This window comes from Betaproteobacteria bacterium, assembly GCA_016720925.1.
Lineage (GTDB): Bacteria > Pseudomonadota > Gammaproteobacteria > Burkholderiales > Usitatibacteraceae > UKL13-2.
In genome coordinates this window covers 361,852-380,121 of the sequence record JADKJR010000001.1, presented here as the reverse complement: position 1 = coordinate 380,121, position 18,270 = coordinate 361,852, and the positions used below count along the sequence as shown (strand labels likewise).

Annotated in this window: 13 protein-coding genes and 1 pseudogene; 3 read left to right on the top strand and 11 right to left on the bottom strand. The window is 57.7% G+C overall.

The genetic code is table 11. The features are described from left to right. Nucleotides 1–3: 3 nt before the first annotated feature. The 6 genes and pseudogenes from sucC to oxc form a co-directional block, all read right to left on the bottom strand. Nucleotides 4–1,179: an ADP-forming succinate--CoA ligase subunit beta gene (gene sucC / locus IPP88_01845; GenBank protein ID MBL0121508.1), complete on the bottom strand. Its 1,176-nt coding sequence runs from the start codon at nt 1,177–1,179 to the stop codon at nt 4–6. 117 nt (nt 1,180–1,296) lie between these two features. Further along, entirely contained in the window at nt 1,297–1,872 is a 576-nt protein-coding gene (locus IPP88_01840) for a DUF2889 domain-containing protein (protein ID MBL0121507.1), read from the bottom strand. Nucleotides 1,873–2,079: 207 nt separating this feature from the next. Further along, complete coding sequence (locus tag IPP88_01835; GenBank protein MBL0121506.1) at nt 2,080–4,650, bottom strand: CHASE2 domain-containing protein; 2,571 nt, start codon at nt 4,648–4,650, stop codon at nt 2,080–2,082. A gap of 157 nt (nt 4,651–4,807) precedes the next feature. Further along, nucleotides 4,808–5,740, bottom strand: a complete 933-nt coding sequence (locus IPP88_01830; protein ID MBL0121505.1) for a methionyl-tRNA formyltransferase — start codon at nt 5,738–5,740, stop codon at nt 4,808–4,810. A 304-nt stretch (nt 5,741–6,044) separates the two neighbouring features. Then, entirely contained in the window at nt 6,045–7,310 is a 1,266-nt protein-coding gene (gene frc / locus IPP88_01825) for a formyl-CoA transferase (GenBank protein MBL0121504.1), read from the bottom strand. 119 nt (nt 7,311–7,429) lie between these two features. Then, a pseudogene (gene oxc, locus IPP88_01820) lies at nt 7,430–9,204 on the bottom strand (oxalyl-CoA decarboxylase). Between the two features lie 202 nt (nt 9,205–9,406). Here oxc and IPP88_01815 point away from each other — a divergent pair. Beyond that, on the top strand, nt 9,407–10,033 hold the full coding sequence (locus IPP88_01815; protein MBL0121503.1) for a Crp/Fnr family transcriptional regulator: 627 nt from the start codon (nt 9,407–9,409) through the stop codon (nt 10,031–10,033). On the opposite strand, the gene IPP88_01810 is transcribed toward IPP88_01815, so the two are convergent. From IPP88_01810 to IPP88_01790, 5 genes are all read right to left on the bottom strand, one after another. Continuing rightward, nucleotides 10,034–10,879 carry a cytidylate kinase family protein gene (locus IPP88_01810; protein MBL0121502.1) on the bottom strand — a complete coding sequence of 282 codons (846 nt, stop codon included), beginning with the start codon at nt 10,877–10,879 and terminating at the stop codon, nt 10,034–10,036. Between the two features lie 24 nt (nt 10,880–10,903). Next, nucleotides 10,904–12,397: a tripartite tricarboxylate transporter permease gene (locus IPP88_01805; protein MBL0121501.1), complete on the bottom strand. Its 1,494-nt coding sequence runs from the start codon at nt 12,395–12,397 to the stop codon at nt 10,904–10,906. A gap of 11 nt (nt 12,398–12,408) precedes the next feature. Beyond that, entirely contained in the window at nt 12,409–12,882 is a 474-nt protein-coding gene (locus tag IPP88_01800) for a tripartite tricarboxylate transporter TctB family protein (GenBank protein MBL0121500.1), read from the bottom strand. Nucleotides 12,883–13,029: 147 nt separating this feature from the next. Then, the gene (locus tag IPP88_01795) at nt 13,030–14,040 is read right to left on the bottom strand and encodes a tripartite tricarboxylate transporter substrate binding protein (protein MBL0121499.1); all 1,011 of its coding nucleotides are present in this window, start codon (nt 14,038–14,040) and stop codon (nt 13,030–13,032) included. Nucleotides 14,041–14,199: 159 nt separating this feature from the next. Next, nucleotides 14,200–14,895, bottom strand: coding sequence for a TerC family protein (locus IPP88_01790; GenBank protein MBL0121498.1), 696 nt, complete (start codon nt 14,893–14,895; stop codon nt 14,200–14,202). Between the two features lie 172 nt (nt 14,896–15,067). On the opposite strand from IPP88_01790, the gene IPP88_01785 reads away from it, so the two are divergent. Continuing rightward, nucleotides 15,068–17,149: a lytic transglycosylase domain-containing protein gene (locus tag IPP88_01785; protein MBL0121497.1), complete on the top strand. Its 2,082-nt coding sequence runs from the start codon at nt 15,068–15,070 to the stop codon at nt 17,147–17,149. A gap of 153 nt (nt 17,150–17,302) precedes the next feature. Beyond that, nucleotides 17,303–18,262 (top strand): complex I NDUFA9 subunit family protein, encoded by a 960-nt coding sequence (locus IPP88_01780; protein MBL0121496.1) that lies wholly within the window; start codon nt 17,303–17,305, stop codon nt 18,260–18,262. The last annotated feature ends 8 nt before the right edge of the window (nt 18,263–18,270 follow it).

The window sequence follows — 18,270 nt, the reverse complement described above, 5'->3', positions numbered from 1 at the left end:
TATTTACCCTGCTTTTTGGTTTGCGGCAGCAGCGACGACGCGTTCGGCCGCCTCAGCCATGTTGTTCGCGGAGATGATCGGAAGGCCGGAGTCTTTCAGGATCTGCTTGCCGATGTCCTCGTTGGTCCCCTTCATGCGCACCACCAGCGGCACTTGCAGGTGCACTTCGCGCGCCGCGGCGACGACGCCGTTGGCGATCACGTCGCACTTCATGATGCCGCCGAAGATATTGACCAGGATCGCTTTCAGGTTCGGGTTCTTCAGCATGATCTTGAACGCTTCGGTCACTTTTTCCGTTGTGGCGCCGCCGCCGACATCGAGGAAGTTGGCGGGGGAGCCGCCGTAGAGCTTGATCACGTCCATCGTTGCCATCGCGAGACCGGCGCCGTTGACCAGGCAGCCGATATTGCCGTCGAGCGAAATGTAGGTGAGGTCAAACTTGGAGGCTTCGATTTCGGCCGGATCTTCTTCATCCAGATCGCGCATGGCGACGATTTCCGGATGGCGATAGAGCGCGTTGGAATCGAAGTTGAGCTTGGCGTCCAGCGCCAGGACCTTGTTATCGCCGGTGTAAATCAGCGGATTGATTTCGGCCAGTGAGCAATCGCATTCATCGAACGCTTTATACAGCGACTGCATGAATGCAGCGCCCTGGGCGACAGCCTGCTCGGGGACACCAATCTTGCGGGCGACATCCTCCGCCGCAGCGGTTGATAGCCCTGTGACCGGGTCGATGGCGACCTTGAAAATTCTCTCAGGCGTGTGCTCGGCGACGTGTTCGATATCCATGCCGCCTTCGCTGGAGGCCATCAGTACCACGCGCTGCGAGGCGCGATCGACCACCATGCCTACATACAACTCTTTCTTGATGTCGGCGCCCTCTTCAACCAGCAGGCGCTTCACGAGGCGGCCTTCCGGGCCGGTCTGGTGGGTGATGAGCGTCATGCCGAGGATCTTCGAAGCATAATCACGCACTTCGGCGATCGATTTGGCAACCTTGACGCCACCGCCCTTGCCGCGCCCGCCGGCATGGATCTGGGCCTTCACCACCCAGACTTTGCCACCCAGCGTTTCAGCGGCCTTGACGGCTTCGTCAACGGAAAAACAGGCAATGCCGCGCGGCGTCGCGACCCCGTATTTGCGCAAGATTTCCTTGCCTTGGTATTCATGTACGTTCATGCGGAATTTCCAATCTGGTGGAAGGGAGGAGTGCGGACGAAAGTGAGCGCGTGAGGCGACGTGGCAAATTTGAAAACACTATATTTTACCAGCAGCGCGGTCCCGGGGCAGGTGGTTTCAGTGGTTTTCGGGTTCCGCGGCGTGTGCCACATCCGTTAGCTCACCGCGATACCACTTTGGGTAAAAGCGTGCGATTGTCGGGCCATCGGTCCGCAATGCATGACATCGATCAAGCTGAAACGGCTTCTGGTCGGGATTCTGCAGCCCCTGGCCGGCCATGGTTTGAAAGGCCGTCGTGGCCAGCGACCCGACCAGCTCGGTAATGTGGGTGCAGCCATGGACGCCGCCCAAACGCTTCCGCACGCGGTCGGTGAAGCCCGGGCGGATGGCGAGGCCGATCAGTTTCCGGTAATCCGGCGCAATCTGATCGCAATCACCTGGATATGGCGTCGCGTCGCTGGCTGCTTCCGCGTCGACGATGGTCAGGGTCGCGTCGATGGTGATGCGCAGCCACATCGAGTGGACGGGCTCACCCGCGGAAAGCAAGCCATTGGCCAACCTGAAATCGACATCCTTGCTGTCGTGGAGATGGCCTTCGATATCGAACAGGCCATCTTCGCGCTTGTAGCCACGAAGCGTGATGTTGCGGCGATGCAGGGATTGACGGGGTACAGCGGGCGGGGATAGCGGCATGGTGCGGTTTCGTTGTTGCAAAGCAACATTATAGAAACTAATGGCGCGCCCAACGGCGAACTTCAGTCTGAAACCTGGTTGAAGCCCGGCAGGCATTCCTGCCGGGTGCAATCCTGGTTCGAAATTGGTTCAGGGTATTGCTGAGGTTGTTCCTCCATTACGCTGCGCTGCAACGATGCTACGACAACCGGGTCAATCCCTCACGGTTCAACCTGTTTGCCGGTAACTCCTGATCGCCGCAGCGAATTCCGCCCCGGTCTGGAAACGATCCGCATAATTCTTTGCCAGCGCCTGGTCGACGAAATCTTTTACCCACGGTGGCAAGGATGGGTTGTATTCGCGGATGTCGGGCTGCTGTTCGTTGGCAATGGCGAACATCAGTTGGGTCATTGACTCGCCTTCAAAGGGCAGGCGGCCGCAGGCCAGTTGATAAAACGTGACGCCCAGCGAAAAAAGATCCGAGCGGCCATCGATTTTCTTGCCTGCCAGTTGTTCCGGCGACATGTATGACGGCGTGCCCAAAATCATGCCGGTCTTGGTCTTTGACGAATCGGTGACGCGCGCAATACCGAAGTCCGCAACTTTCGCCACCTTGGACTCGGCGTCATACATGATGTTGGCGGGCTTGATGTCGCGGTGATATACGCCCTGCGAATGAGCGTGATTCAGCGCTTCCGCCACCTTGATCATGATGTCGCACATTTCATTGAACGGCAGCAGGTTGGGATGCTTGGTGTGGGATACCAGGTCCTTGCCTTTAAGGAATTCCATGGCGATAAACGCCAGATCGTGTTCCTCACCGGCATCAAAAATGCGCACGATGTTCGGGTGATCGAGCCTGCCGGCCGATTCTGCCTCGCGGAAGAAGCGGTCCTTGGCTTCCTGCAACTCGTCACCTTCAAATTCAGTCGCGAGCGCCATGGTCTTGATCGCCACTTCGCGACCGATCTTCGGGTCCTTCCCGAGGTAGACCACGCCCATCGCACCTTTGCCGAGTTCCTTTTGCACCTGATAGCGGCCCAACATCGGTTTCTCACCCGTGCCCGACAGCACCATGGTGGCGGCATTCGATCGCGCCCCGGCGGAGCCGCCCAGAATGATGGTCTCTGACATGGTCTTGGCACGATTCATGCGCTCCGCCACGTCGCGGAACTTCGGTTCGTTCTGGTGGATGAATGAAAACGCGGATTCGGCTTTGTTGAACTGGCGGCGGCGTTCGAAATCCAGCGCCAGAGAGTAGACGTTTTCCATCAGCTGCTCGTCCACCGGGCATTTGCGAAACTTGTCGAAGGCCATATCGAGCTGCCCCTGTTGCTGGAACGCGAGGCCGAGCATGCGATTCGATTCGGCACCGGCAGCTTCGGATTGTTCCTTGCCGCGCTCGGTCATCAGGAAACGCTTGGTGGTCAGCAAGAGATGGCCGATCACCAGCAACGCTGCCGGTAACATCAACTTCACCCAGATACCGGGACCCATCATCAGGGCGAAATGGGACCCAAACAAAGCAAGCAGAATCGCTAGCGTAAACATCGCTGCCGGGCCGGCACGCAATCGCGGCAACAGCGCAATCAGGTATGCCGCGACCAGCACAAATGCCGCCAGCATCACCCAAGCGCCCCAGATCGGCGTGCGGAAGAAGTGCTGCTGAAGGATCGACGAGACGGAATGCGCGATGGTCTGCACCGGACTCAGCAGACCGATCGGTGTCACGGTGCGCGTGCCGACACCGGCGGCGGTTGCGCCAATCAGGACGATCTTGTCCTTGTATTTCGACGCGGGAATTTTTCCGCTGTATACGTCGAAAAATGAGTCTTCCGGCATCGCCGGTTTGTTGCCCGCATCCTTGTAGAAATACGGAAACATCAATCCGAGATCGTCCGTGACGATGCGCAAGTTGCCAACCGTGACACTTTCGCCCGGCGTCACCTTGATATCCCTGGCGCCCAGATTCAAACTTCTTGCCGCGATTGTCAGCGCCAGGGATGGATAGCTGGCGCCAGAAAAATCCACCGTCGTAATATCGCGACGCACACCGCCATCATCGTCCGTGATCAGACTCAAATCGCCGACCGCCGCCGCAACGTTGCCGAGTTGCTCGATCGGGAAACCCGGTTCATCGCCGGCAAATATTGCCGACACGGCACCTGGAATAATGTTTGATTTGACGAAGTCCGGCAACTTGATGCCGGACTTGCCATTTGGCGGGAATACACTGGCGCCCAGATTCATCGGAAGAACAACGTTGCCCGCTTTCTTGATGCTGTCCGCCAGACGGCGGTCGGTATTCAGGGCTTGCTCGGCATCGGCCAGTATCGGCGCCAATTCAGCGAGCGCCGCATTGGCTGGGACACCCGCGACCGGGGCGGCAGACAATGTCGCCCCCGCCGCGGGCGAAATTTCCGGCGCGGGCGGCGCCACGTTCTTGTTATAGACCTCGAGCAGCTTGTTGATGTAAAGCAGGCCCGGATCTTTCTGTGGCTCAAAGAAGAAAACCGTGTGGCCGACTACTTTTGCCTTCGCATCGGCCAGCTTGTCGATCATCGCCGCGTGAATCTCTCGCGACCAGGGCCAGCGGCCAAGGTTCCCGATCGATTGTTCATCGATGGTGATCACTGCGATTTTGTCCGATGCAATCTTCGACGTCGCACCAACACCCCAGTCGTAGGCTTTGGTATCCAGCACCTTGAAGAAACCGGTCGCCAGGTGAATGCCAAGAACGACGATGACAATCAACACTCCGAAAAACCAGTCCTTGGTCCAAAACCCCGACTTTTTCATTCTCTCCCCTTGCCGCGATCGCGGCGAGAACTATGCGATGCGTGCGATTGTAGCAAGAAAGCAAAAAATGCCTGATACCCTCATTCAGGTACAAAAAAAGCCGTTGCGCATTGGGCAATGGCTTGATCGGATTGCCTTGCGTTCCGTGATCGTGGATTCAGGTGCCGAACAATGTACCCACCGCAACACCATGGTTGGCGGCAAATTCCGAGGCAGACAACTTCTTGCCATCCTCGTGCTTGAGTTTGCTGATCTCGAGCTGACCGCCCTGCGCGGTGATAAACAGGCTTACATCGGAGATTGACGTAATCTCGCCCGGCTTGCCCTTTACCGCGCCAAAGGTCCGCACCAGGTGTTTCTTGCTGCCGAACAACTGCACTTTCTTTCCTCCCAGCGTCGTCCAGGCGCCTGGCGCGGGATCGCAGCCGCGAATCAGGTTATGGATGTAGTCGACGTGGTTGTTGAAATTGACCTTCGCTTCTGCCGCCCTGCACCAGCCTTCATAACTTGCTTGTGATTCATCCTGAACGACTTGCTTATGTTTGCCGGCCACGACCAGATCCGCCGCTTCGAGCATGGCCGCAACCCCCATCGGGAACAGCCGGTCAAAGTAAACTGTGCCCAGCGTGTCGTTCTCACTGATTGGCGTTTCTTTTTGCAGAACCACTTCGCCCTCGTCCAGACCATCATTCGGGCGGAAGATCGTCAGGCCGGTTTTGGCCTCGCCCTTGATAAGCGGCCAGTTGATCGACGATGGCCCACGAAATTTCGGCAACAGCGACGGGTGATACTGGATAGTGCCGTGTTTCGGGACCGTCACAAAATCCTGTGGGGCGAATTGCAGCACGAACGCCATGATGCCGATATCGACATTGAGGTCGCGCATCGCCTGGACCGCATCCGCGCCTTTCAGCGATGGCAATTGAAATGTTTTTAGGCCTTTCTCCTGCGCGGCCACGCGCAAGGGATCCGGCTTGGCGCCTTCCTTTTCCGGCGCGCAGAACACGCCGGCAACTTCATCGCCGCGCGCGAGAAATGCTTCGAGGACGGCTTTGCCAAAGTCTTGTTGGCCGATGATGGCGATTTTCATTTCATTCTCCGAAAAAATTCAATTTGAAACGTAAACTTGCAGTTCGCGTTGCCCGCTGCATCGGGCAACCGTTTCGCGTGCATCCGGCATGCCGGACGAATTCCCCGCTCAACCTCCAGCACTGGTGCGGTTTCTGGAGCATTTATGGCCTGCGATGCTCGCCAGCGCTGGAGTTTGCTGAAAGCTTTGCCAAGCGCAGGACTGTTTGAGTCTCTTCACAATTCTCAAGCTTCATCATTCGCGCGAATGGCCACAGGGGCCACGCTGGGCGGGAACGACGGCCAAAAAAGGGAGTTGCCCGGTGCTATTTCTTCGGCGGCAACGAGAAAGCCCCTGCCGTTTTCATTGCTGCTATCTTCGCGTCGTCGTACCCCAGCACACTCTTCAGCACATCATCCGTATGCTCACCCAGCAATGGCGAACGCTCGATTTTTGCCGGTGATGCAGACAACTTGATCGGCATGCCGACGTTCCACCATTTGCCGCGTTGCGGATGATCGAGTTCGACATACATCTCGCGCCCACGCACATGTTCATCGGTAGCGAGGTCCTCGGTGGACATGATGGGTCCACAAGGTACGTCGATGGGATTGAGGATCGCCATCACTTCGCGCTTGGTGTAGTGCGACGCAAATTTGTTGAGCAGCGTCCACATCAGCTGCTGATTCCTGCGGCGTTCACCGATGGTGGAAAACTGCGGGTCGGTGGCGAGATCCGGCATGCCCAGCTCGGGACCGACACGGCTGGCGAGCGCCACCCACACCGCCTCCTGCACGACGACGTAGATCCAGTCGTTCGGACCCTGGGGTTTGCAGTGAATGGCGTTGCCGAGCTGGCCCCCGCCGGAATCGTTGCCGGCACGCGGTACATCCCCCATGTTCTGGTAGGTTGGCACGGAATACTCGGACAGCGCCTGCCGCGTGAGCCGCTGGTGATCGCGGAATTTCACGCGGCACAGGTTCATCACGCCATCCATCATTGCCACTTCCACATACTGGCCTTCCCCTGTGCGATTGGCCTGGTGCAACGCCGCCAGTAGCCCGATCGCCAGATGCAACCCAGTGCCGGAGTCGCCGATTTGCGCGCCGGTGACAAACGGAGGCCCATCTGGTGTCCCGGTGGTACTCATGGAGCCTCCCATGGCCTGCGCGACGTTCTCGTAGGCTTTGAATTCGGCGTACGGCCCCGACGATCCAAAGCCCTTGATCGAACCCATCACAATCTTTGGATTGAGCTCGTGAATTTTTTCCCAGGTGAAACCGAAACGATCCAGCACGCCCGGCCCGAAATTTTCCATGATGATGTCGCAATGCTTTAGCAAATCGACAAATACCGCCTTGCCCTCTGCCGATTTCATATTGACGGTGATCGAGCGCTTGTTGCAGTTAAGCATCGTGAAATACAGGCTGTCGGCACCCGGCACATCGCGTAGTTGGCCTCGCGTCGCGTCACCCTGCGGCGGCTCAAACTTGATGACGTCTGCCCCCATCCACGCGAGCAACTGCGAACAGGTCGGACCGGCTTGCACATGCGTCATGTCGAGAATGCGGATTCCTTTTAGTGCTTCCATGCTTTTCCTTTTTTCCTTGTGATCTTCACGATGATGCGAGACGGGAAACAGTTGACAATTTCTTCAATATTATCCAGCACCCGTCAGCCGCCATCCTTCGCACGTATTAAATTTATTTACTACTTCTTTTTTGCGCTTTGCGGATTCAGGCTCGTGATGCGGCCGCTTTCGGTGCCGGCGGTTTCATCGATGACGGCATTGATGAGCGTGGGTTTCCTTGAACGGATGGCCGCTTCCATTGCCTTGCGCAACTCGGCCGGCGTCGTGGCATGTACGCCCATGCCGCCGAAAGCTTCCATCAATTTGTCATAGCGCGCGCCCTTGACGAATACGGTCGGTGCCACGTCCGCGCCGCCGGTCGGGTTGATATCGGTACCGCGATAGACGCCATTGTTGTTAAAGACCACACAGACCGGCAGATTGTAGCGGCAGATGGTTTCGACTTCCATGCCGGAGAAGCCGAAGGCGCTGTCGCCTTCGATGGCGATCACGGGCAGGCCCGTTTCCACGGCGGCCGCCACGGCGAAGCCCATGCCGATGCCCATGATTCCCCACGTGCCCACGTCCAGGCGCTTCCGCGGCTGGTACATGTCCACGATGCTGCGCGTGAAGTCCAGCGCGTTCGCACCTTCATTGACCAGCATGGCGTCCGGGTTTGCCTTGACGATGTCGCGCACCACATTCAGCGCGCTGTGGTAATTCATTGGCGCCGGATCCTTCGCCAGGGTCTCGGCCATCTTGGCGAGGTTCCTGTTCCTGCGCTCGGCGATGGCGGTGAGCCACTCGGCCGGGGGCTTGGCCCAGCTGTTACCGATCGCGGTCAGCAAGGCCGACACGCAGGAACCGATGTCACCGACGAGCGGCGCATCGATGCGCACATTGCTGTCCGCCTCAGTCGGCGAGATGTCGATCTGGATGAACTTCTGGCCGCCCCAGGCCTTGTGATCCTTGCCGCCCCAGGTCTTGCCCTTGCCTTGCGAGAGCAGCCAGTTCAGGCGCGCGCCGATCAACACCACGACGTCGGCTTCCGGCAGCACGTAGGAACGCGCGGCCGCCGCCGACTGTGGATGCGTGTCCGACAACAGGCCCTTCGCCATGGACATGGGCAGGTAAGGAATGCCGGTGTTTTCGACCAGCGCGCGGATATCTGCGTCAGCCTGGGCGTACGCGGCCCCTTTGCCCAGCAGGATCAGTGGGCGCTTGGCACTTTTGAGCAACTCAAGGGCGCGCTGGACGGCGTCCTGCGCCGGTATCTGGCGCGGTGCCGGGTCGACGACCTTGATCAGCGACTTCTTGCCGGCATCGGCATCCATGGTCTGAGCGAACAGCTTGGCCGGCAGGTCCAGATACACACCGCCCGGACGGCCTGACAAGGCAGAACGAATCGCGCGCGCGACGCCCACCCCGATGTCCTCAGCGTGCAGTACGCGGAAGGCGGCCTTGCACAAGGGCTTGGCAATCGCGAGCTGATCCATCTCTTCGTAGTCCCCTGCTGCAAGTCGACGATCTCGCGCTCGCTGGAGCCACTGATCAGGATCATCGGGAAGCAGTTGGTGGTGGCATTGGCCAAGGCAGTCAGCCCGTTGAGAAAGCCGGGCGCCGACACCGTGAGGCAAATGCCGGGCTTCCGCGTAATAAAACCGGCGATAGCTGCGGCATTACCAGCGTTCTGCTCGTGGCGGAAGGAAATTACGCGCAGGCCTTCAGCCTGTGACTTGCGGGTCAGGTCCGTAATTGGAATGCCAGGCAAACCGTAGATGGTGGTGATTCCATTGAGTTTCAGGGCGTCGATGACCAGGTGAAAACCGTCAGTCATTTCCTGGCTAGCGCTGATCGACCCAACCGGATTTTCGGCGGTTGCACCTGAGATGGCGGGGGCTTCGTTCGTACCCATATGTAACTCCTCGACGGTTAGCGCTTGGTGAATGTCCATGACCGAAGGGTTCGGACATTACGACATTATTGATTTTGATCAAGACCAGAAAATCGCTGATCTTCGCTTGTGTACCCGCATCATAAAAAATGCCAAAATGGTTACGCCTTGATTCCTGTCAATAGTGTGTTCCATATCAACTTTTCGATACCGACCGACGACCATGACATTGCTCATTTCTCACCCGCAACGAGACCAGATTCGCACTCAACTCGCCAAGAACATCGTGCTGCGTACACTAAAACCCCGTGCGTTTACGGAACTTGAAAAACACCTCACCATCACCGACCACAAGAAAGGTGATCTGCTGCTGGGCCAAGGCGATCACGACATGGCGCAGTACTTTATTCTCGAAGGCATCCTGAAGCGAGTCGTCTCCAATCAGGAGGGCAAGGAAATGATCCTGCGTTTTTCCAAGGAAGACGACATGGATACCAGTTATGCCGCATGGCGATTACGCACGCCGGCGCCCTACACCATCCGTGCGGTCGTAAAGTGCCGCGTCGCGCAACTGCCGATGGAACAATGGGTGGAATTTCTTGACAAGCACCCTTCCGCCAAAGACGATTTTGAATACGAAGTCATGCATCTGATGTCCGAGGTGATGGCGCACACGATTACACTACATTTGCTTGACGCCGCCGGCCGGGTGCAAAGATTCCTGCGCAAACATCCCGATCTGTACGAACGGGTGCCGATGAAGGAGTTGGCCTCGCATCTGAATCTCTCGGCGGAGACAATGTCGCGACTGAAACAAAAAGGCAAGCTGCAGGCGATTCTGGCGCGGTAATCAGCGCACACTACCGGAAGGAAATATGCGCGCGCCGGGTCTGCCGGTCATTGTGCCCAGTTGGTTGTCAACCCTTGTGACTCCGGCGACAGCACCCGCGACATCGGTGCTCTGATCACGCTCCTTCGGGTTGGACACGATACCGGAAAGTATTACGGTCCCTTTTTCCGCCACGACGGTCACGTCAACGTGTGACGTGTCGGCATGGGCACGAAGTGCGGCGCGAACATGCGTGGCAAGCGCCAGGTCCAGCAGGTGCTGGCGCGACTCGGGAGTCTCCGTAAAAGCCGCGCTTCTCGTCAGCGCCACCACCATGTCGACGCAACTGGAAACCGGGATACGCTCGGTGTTCATTGTCAGATCAAGCAGCGACGGATCGCCCCACTCAACATCGAAATGCTCGGACATTCGTGCCGCGCGTGCGGCATCGTCCACCCTGATTTCCTTGCGGGCGAGGTTTTCATCATCGGTTTCCAGCCGCGCCATCAGACGTTTCACCCGCAGTTCCATCGGTGAGCACACCTTGATGGCCGGGATATGCGCAACCGGGCGCAGCCATAGTGTCGCGCCCCACCCCCGTATCAGCACATTGCCTTTGACGGCAAGGTCGAATATTTCTTCGGCGGTAAATATTGAAATGGTCTTTTCATCGGCCGCCCAACGCTCGATAGTATTGGCCTTGCCTTCCCGCAGACGGCGAATGAGGCTTTTTTTCACGTGCATCCGGCCAGCCACAATATCGCCGATCTCATGCCGCACCTGCTCCAGGCCGAGTTCCTCGCATACTCCGAGCGCAACGTCCTTGCCAAGCGTAGCCATCTCCTGTGTCATCGTAATTACCGGCATGTGACTCTCCTTGAGATTTTCAAACTATCGACCACGCATTTTGGCGATGCCCGCGCGCAGCGGTGCCCAGAACAGCATGACCAAGGCAAGAACAGTGATGCTTGCGACCAGTCCATTGGCAAAGAAAATCGACATCGTTCCCTGCGACATCAGCATCGACTGACGGAATGCATCTTCGGCACGATCCCCCAGCACCAGCGCCAGCACAAGTGGCGCAAGCGGATAGTCGAGCTTCTTGAAGATGTACCCGATCACGCCGAATATCACCATCAGCCACACGTCAAACATCGAGCCATGGACCGTATATGCGCCAATGGCACAAATGACCAGAATCACCGGCGCAACGATGGAAAACGGTATACGCAAAATAGCCGCGAAAAACGGCACGGTCGTCAGTACCACGATCAGGCCGGCGATGTTACCGAGATACATGGAGGCGATCAGACCCCAGACGAAATCCTTCTGCTCCTGAAACAGCAATGGGCCGGGCTGCAATCCCCAAATCAGCAGTCCTCCCAACAGTACCGCGGCGGTGGGTGAACCGGGAATACCCAGCGTCAACATTGGCAACAGTGCGGCGGTACCGGCTGCGTGGGCCGCTGTTTCAGGCGCGACGACCCCCTCCATTTCTCCTTTGCCAAAATTGGCGCCACGCGGCGACATGCTTTTGGCGACACCGTAGCCCATGAAAGACGCGGGTGTCGCGCCGCCAGGAGTGATGCCCATCCAGCAGCCAATGATCGATGAGCGCAGCGATGTTTTCCAGTACTTGGGCAGTTGCTTCCAGGTGTCGATGACCACACGCATCTTGATCTTTGCTTCCGCTCCCTTGAAGGCGAGCCCTTCTTCGATCGTCAGCAGGATTTCGCCGATACCGAACAGTCCGATCACAGCGATCAGGAAATCAAAGCCCTTCAGCATCTCGGTAAAGCCGAACGTCAAGCGAAGTTGTCCGGTCACCGTATCGAGGCCGACGGCCGCGAGTGCGAATCCCAGCATCATCGCGGCAATGGTCTTGAAAGGCGAGCCCTTGGACATGCCCACAAAGCTGCAGAAGGTCAGCAAGTAGACGGAAAAGTACTCGGGTGGTCCAAACTTCAACGCAAATCTTGCGACCAGCGGTGCGGTGAAGGTAATCATCAGCACCGCAACCAGGGCGCCAATGAAGGATGAGGTGAATGCGGCCGTCAGGGCCTCGCCGGCACGCCCCTGTTGGGCCATCGGGTACCCATCAAAGGTGGTGGCGACCGACCAGGGCTCTCCTGGTATATTGAACAGGATCGAAGTAATGGCGCCACCAAACAGCGCCCCCCAATAGATACACGACAGCATAATGATGGCCGAAGTCGGATTCATCGAAAACGTCAGTGGCAACAGGATGGCAACACCATTGGCGCCGCCCAGCCCCGGTAAAACACCAATCAACACACCGAGGATTACACCGACGAGCATCAGGCCGAGATTGAATGGCGTGAGGGCGACGCTAAAGCCCTGCATAAGACTGTTAATTTCTTCCATCGTCGTCGCCCTCAGGCAAGGCCAAGTGCGGCTTCAAGCGGGCCCTTGGGTAGCGGCACCTTGAACCAGATTTCAAACAACAGAAAGAAAACAACTGGCACACACAGCGATACCGCAACCGTTATCGGCCACGCGTACTTGCCGAGCCATTTCATGAACAGCGCGATAAAAGCTGCCGACGCCACGTAGATTCCGAGCCCCGGCACCGGCCCAACGCCGCCTATCAATCCCACGTAAAAAAGCGTGGGAATCATGACGGAAAATATCATCTTCAGCGACGTCCCGCTTACAAACGACTCGTTCTGTTTTTCGCGAATGGCCGCAATGAAATTTACCATGCTCGCGAGACAAAGGAGCAGGCCGATATAAAACGGAAAATAGCCCGCTTCCGGCCCATCTGCCCCCCATTTGGCGCCAAGGCGCGAACTATCCCAAATGACCAATGAGCCGACCAGGAATATCACGATGGCGGTTACCGCGTCCATTGCCTTGACCGATACGGCGGACTTTTCTTCGGGGGTTTCCACATGCTCTCCTATTGGTATGGTGCAGGTATGCCGTCTCTTGCGGCACTAACGGTCAAACTGGACAAAAAAATAGCCCCGAATTCGCGTCCGGGGCTATTTTCAGCGCTATTTCTTGGCAAGGAATCCAGCCTCGGACATGAGCGACTGATGGCGCTGCTCTTCTTTGGCGACCCACTTGAGATACTCGTCGCCACCCAACGCTGTCTGGTTAAAAGCGCCCTTCTCCATGAACTCTTTCCACTCCGTTGTCTCGCGAACTTTTTTCAGGACACCGACAAAGTAGTCAACCTGATCCTTGCTCACGCCCGGCGCCATGAAAATTCCGCGCAGCATCTGGTAATCCACGTCCAGACCCTGGCTCTTGCATGTCGGTACGTCGCCCCATGCTTGGGTCGCGGTCACTTTATTCTTGTAAGGCATCGGAATGTCGTCGAACACGCACAGCGCACGCAACTTGCCAGCGCGCCACTGCTCAACTGCCTCAATGGGATTATTTACAGTTGAATCAATATGCTTGCCGACCAGTTGGACCGCCACCTCGCCGCCGCCCTTGTAAGGAATATAGGTGAACTTGGCGCCGGACTGTTTTTCAACCGCCACGGTAATAATCTGATCTTCCTGCTTGGAACCAGTCCCGCCCATTTTCATCTTGCCGGGACCTGCCGCCTTGGCCGCCTCGACATATTCCTTGGCGGTTTTGTATGGCGTTTCGGCGTTTACCCAGAAAATGAACTGATCCAGCGCCATCATCTGCACGGGCGTGAGGTCTTTCCAATTGAACGGAACACCGGTGGCGAGCGGCGTCGTGAACAAGTTCGACAGCGTAATGATGATCTTGTGGGGCTCGCCTTTTGCACCCTTCACATCCAGGAATCCTTCTGCTCCCGCACCACCGCCTTTATTGACCACCACCAGCGGCTGTTTCATCAGGTTGTATTTGGTGACGACGCCCTGGACAAAACGTGCCATCTGGTCAGCACCACCACCGGTGCCTGCCGGCACCACAAACTCAACCGACTTGGTGGGTTCCCATGCGAGGACCGGCGATGGCAACGCAAGCATGCCGAATACCAGCGCAAGCGGCGCAGCCAGCATCGACGTGCGAGATTTTTTCATAAATGATTCAGGTCTGCGAATTGCTTTCATGTCACTCTCCGAGTTGTGTGAAATGCTCACTTTTTCCTGCCACTTTCCCTTTGCTACTCTTGCCTCATCTTGCGTCTTCTTGTCTTTTTCTGATTCTCGGCCATGGTCCGCCATGGAGCAGGCCGTTCTTCAGGGTTGATGCGCTTCAGCCGCTGTTTCCTGCCGCTTCGCCAAGAATTTTCCTGCCCCGACGACGACCACGGCACCTATTGCTGCGGCGACATATTCAAACCAGCGAGGGTACTGCGAAGTGAAAGGCTTGATTACCGCCTCATCCCAGGCCATTTCCCCGGCTACCCATCCAATCAGCGCGGCGCCAATGGTGATGACGATCGGGAAACGTTCCATGACCTTGATCAACAAGGTGCTCGCGTAAATAATCAGCGGAATACTGATGGCAAGGCCGATTGCCAACAGCATCGTGTCGTTCTTGGCGGCTGCCGCGACGGCAATAACATTATCCAGACTCATCACCAGATCAGCAATAAGAATTGTCTTGATCGCCGCCAGCATCGAATCGTGGCCTTCAATACCTTCTCCGTCGTCGCCTTCATCGATCAGCAACTTTATGCCGATCCATAACAACAGGGCGGAGCCCACCAATTTGAGCCACGGCAACGCCAGCAGCGCCACCGCGAACAGTGTTAGCACGATACGCATCACGATCGCGGCACCGCTACCCCAGAAAATCGCCTGTTTTTGCTGTCTTGGCGGGAGACTGCGCGAGGCCAAGGCAATCACCACCGCATTGTCGCCGGAAAGCACGATATTGATGCCAATGATTTTGAGCAACGCTGTCCAGAAAAGAGGATCAAAGGGGGTCATAAAGGTTCACCGTTCGGGTTGGAGAATATGTGCGAGCATGGACTCTGACGAGACTATAGAATAAGTCATCCGAAACAGGGTGAAAAACATTAGTTGTCCCATGCGCACACGACATCACCATTACTTGTTGATTGGCCCAACGTCCCACCGAGCTGCCTGGGCTCGCGGAAGCTTGTGCCTTTTTTACGCTGCGCTTGTCGCGCTTTCATTGATGCTGGGCAAGTATTGTCTTGCGTCAACGCAAATTCCCGTTCCGCCTGCCGCCACTGACCTCTCCGCCGCCATTGCCGTCGCACCTGTCACACCTGTCCCAATCAACGCCGCCGCGGATCGCGAGTTTGTTTCCGCGCGCGACGCGTTTGATCGCCACAATCTAAAATTTCTGGCGGCGGCACGCGAACGGTTTCGCGCCAATTTTACCGACTATCCGCTGGCGAGTTACGTGGAATACTGGTGGCTGCTGGCCAGCCTCGCGCAAAGTTCCTCGTTCGGCGCCACCAATGCGACCGATTTCAGCGCCTTTCTGGCTTCACAACCGGAGAACGTGCTGGCCGAGAGCCTGCGCAGGGAATGGCTGCGCGCATTGGGCAAACTGGAGCGATGGGATCTGTTCCTGCCCGAAATGCAACGCCTCAATATTGACGATTCCGACCTGATTTGCCACCACTGGCGATATCGTATCGCTCAAGGTGATCGCAGCACACTTATCGAGGCGAAGTCCTTCTGGACCGCCGCACGCACCGCTTCCGACGCCTGTTATGACGTCTTTGAACAACTTCGCGGCGCACAGCTGATCAATTCCGAAAACGCCTGGTCCCGGGTGCGCAAACTGCTGGAGGATAACCACCTCGCCGACGCCCGAAAAAGCGCGTTTTTAATCGACAAACTGCCTGCCGCCTTCGAACGCAGCACCGCCTCGATCGGGCTCAACCCGGCCGGCTTCCTGGAATCACAAAAACTCAATATCAAAGCGCGGGCGTCCATTGAGCTATATGTGTTTGCGCTCAACCGGATGGCGCGTGCGGATGCGGGTAAGGCCGCTGCAGCGCTGGAGCGCCGGGGTGCGGAATTGCCGGTCGCGGATCGCGAATATGCGTGGTCACAGATCGGCCTGCATGGCGCCATGCAACACGATACATCCGCGCTCATCTGGTTCAACAAGGCTGGCAGTTTTCCGCTGAGTGATGTTCAGGCCGCGTGGAAAACCCGCGCCGCCCTGCGTGCCGGTGATTGGACCGCTGTACGCGCAGCCATCGACGCCATGTCGCCGGTGGAAAAACGCGAACCCTCGTGGCGCTATTGGCTGGCAAGGGCCGAAGTCGCGGAAGGCAACGATGTGGGCGCCGGAAAACTGCGTGAAGCCTTGGCGCGAGAAAATAACTTTTACGGTTTGCTGGCCGCCGAGGAATCCGGTCAAGTGCCGGCGCCCACCTGGAAAGGCTGGAAGCCTTCAAATACCGATCTGGCCGCGATCCTGCAGCGGCCCGCTATCGCGCGCGCATTGCTGCTCTACCGGCTCGACATGAAGCCGGAGGGCCTGAAGGAATGGCAATTCGCGATACGCAATATGAACGATCAGGAATTGCTGGCCGCGGCGGAAGTTGCGCGCGGCGCCAATGTGCCGGACCGCGCCATCAACACGGCTGATCGCACGTTGATGCTGCACGATTTTTCGCAGCGTTTTCCGATGCCTTATCGCAACGACCTGCAAACCCAGGCCAAGGCACAGGGACTCGACGAATCGTGGGTATACGGCCTGATTCGTCAGGAGAGCCGTTTCATGGCCGACGCCAAATCGCGAGTCGGCGCCGCGGGCCTTATGCAACTGATGCCCGCAACGGCCAGATGGGCGGCGAAACGCGTCGGCATGTCCACCTTTTCTCCGCTGCACGTCGCCGACGTCCCGGTCAATCTGGCGCTGGGGTCTTTCTACCTGAGGCACGTGCTCGATGATCTGGGCCATCCGGTGCTGGCAACCGCTGCCTATAACGCGGGGCCAGGCCGGGCGCGCCGCTGGCGGGCCGATCAGGTAATGGAAGGCGCCATCTACGCGGAGTCGATTCCATTTACAGAAACGCGGGACTACGTGAAAAAAGTCATGGCAAACGCGTGGTTCTATGCCAACCAGGCCGGCGCGACCAACATCAGCCTCAAACGCATGATGGGCAGCGTGCCGGGGCGGCTTGACAATCAACAAGGGATCAGCAGCCTGATCAGCGCCATGGTGCCGGTCGCGGTGAACTTGCCACAGTGATGTTGCTTCGTAACTCAAAGTAAGACACCAGTACTGGCGCGGCTTTCGGCGACAAAAACCACTGACAGCCGCGCCAGTGCTGGTGTTTGACGCTTAGCTCTGCTCGATTGGCGCGCAGCGCAACAGTTCCGCCCACGGCGGGGAAAAGTCAACATGAAGATCAACAAAGTATTATTGGTGGGTGGCAGCGGATTCCTGGGTGCATCCGTCGCGGAACAACTGGTTCGCAGGGGAATTTTCGTCACGGTCCCCACCCGTCTCAGCGAACGTGCGAAACATTTGCGGCTGCTGCCGACGATGGAAGTCGTCGAAGCCGACATTCATGATGCTAATCGCCTGGCCGCGCTGGTTTCCGGCAAGGACGCGGTGATCAACCTGGTTGGCATACTGCATGGCGATTTTGAGCGCGAGCACGTCACCCTTCCCCGCCAAATTGCCGAGGCTTGCGTGGCACGCGGTGTTAGCCGCCTGATACACATAAGCGCGCTCAATGCCAGCATCACCGGCCCGAGCTTGTACCTGCAATCGCGGGGCCACGGAGAAGAAGCCGTACGCAGCGTGGCGACGCGGCACCCTGAGCTTGATGTAACGATCTTTCAGCCGTCGGTGGTATTTGGCGCGAAGGATCGTTTCCTGAACATGTTTGCCTCACTCGCCATGTTTTCCCCGATCGTTCCATTGGGTTCGCCCGACGCGCGGTTTCAGCCTGTCTGGGTAGAGGACGTGGCACGCGCCGTGGTGCAAAGTCTGCCGATGCGGGAGACCTTCGGCCACACCTATCCACTGGTGGGTCCCCATGAATACACCTTGCGTGAGTTACTGGAATTCGTGATGCGGGTGACGGGACACCATCGGCCTATTCTCGGATTGGGTAGCGGACTTTCTTCCCTGCAGGCGGCGGTGTTCGAACGCTTGCCCGGTAAATTGATCACGCGCGATAACATGCGGTCAATGAGTATCCCCAATACATCGAGCGAACCTTTCCCGGCCATTTTTGGCGAGGCGCACGCGATGGAGAGCGTCGTTCCCGGCTATCTTCAACACGGCGCCAAGGACAGCGCCGGGCGGGCACGCTACGACCGGTTACGCTTTCGCGCGGGACGCAACCGATAGTCAGGAAT

Excerpts from the sequence above, each read along its gene's own strand:
- IPP88_01795 (MBL0121499.1), bottom strand. The coding sequence starts at position 14,040 with ATGAAAAAATCTCGCACGTCGATGCTGGCTGCGCCGCTTGCGCTGGTA.
- IPP88_01800 (MBL0121500.1), bottom strand. The coding sequence starts at position 12,882 with ATGGACGCGGTAACCGCCATCGTGATATTCCTGGTCGGCTCATTGGTC.
- IPP88_01840 (MBL0121507.1), bottom strand. The coding sequence starts at position 1,872 with ATGCCGCTATCCCCGCCCGCTGTACCCCGTCAATCCCTGCATCGCCGC.
- IPP88_01815 (MBL0121503.1), top strand. The coding sequence starts at position 9,407 with ATGACATTGCTCATTTCTCACCCGCAACGAGACCAGATTCGCACTCAA.
- IPP88_01780 (MBL0121496.1), top strand. The coding sequence starts at position 17,303 with ATGAAGATCAACAAAGTATTATTGGTGGGTGGCAGCGGATTCCTGGGT.
- sucC (MBL0121508.1), bottom strand. The coding sequence starts at position 1,179 with ATGAACGTACATGAATACCAAGGCAAGGAAATCTTGCGCAAATACGGG.
- IPP88_01835 (MBL0121506.1), bottom strand. The coding sequence starts at position 4,650 with ATGAAAAAGTCGGGGTTTTGGACCAAGGACTGGTTTTTCGGAGTGTTG.
- frc (MBL0121504.1), bottom strand. The coding sequence starts at position 7,310 with ATGGAAGCACTAAAAGGAATCCGCATTCTCGACATGACGCATGTGCAA.
- IPP88_01830 (MBL0121505.1), bottom strand. The coding sequence starts at position 5,740 with ATGAAAATCGCCATCATCGGCCAACAAGACTTTGGCAAAGCCGTCCTC.
- IPP88_01810 (MBL0121502.1), bottom strand. The coding sequence starts at position 10,879 with ATGCCGGTAATTACGATGACACAGGAGATGGCTACGCTTGGCAAGGAC.
- IPP88_01805 (MBL0121501.1), bottom strand. The coding sequence starts at position 12,397 with ATGGAAGAAATTAACAGTCTTATGCAGGGCTTTAGCGTCGCCCTCACG.
- IPP88_01790 (MBL0121498.1), bottom strand. The coding sequence starts at position 14,895 with ATGACCCCCTTTGATCCTCTTTTCTGGACAGCGTTGCTCAAAATCATT.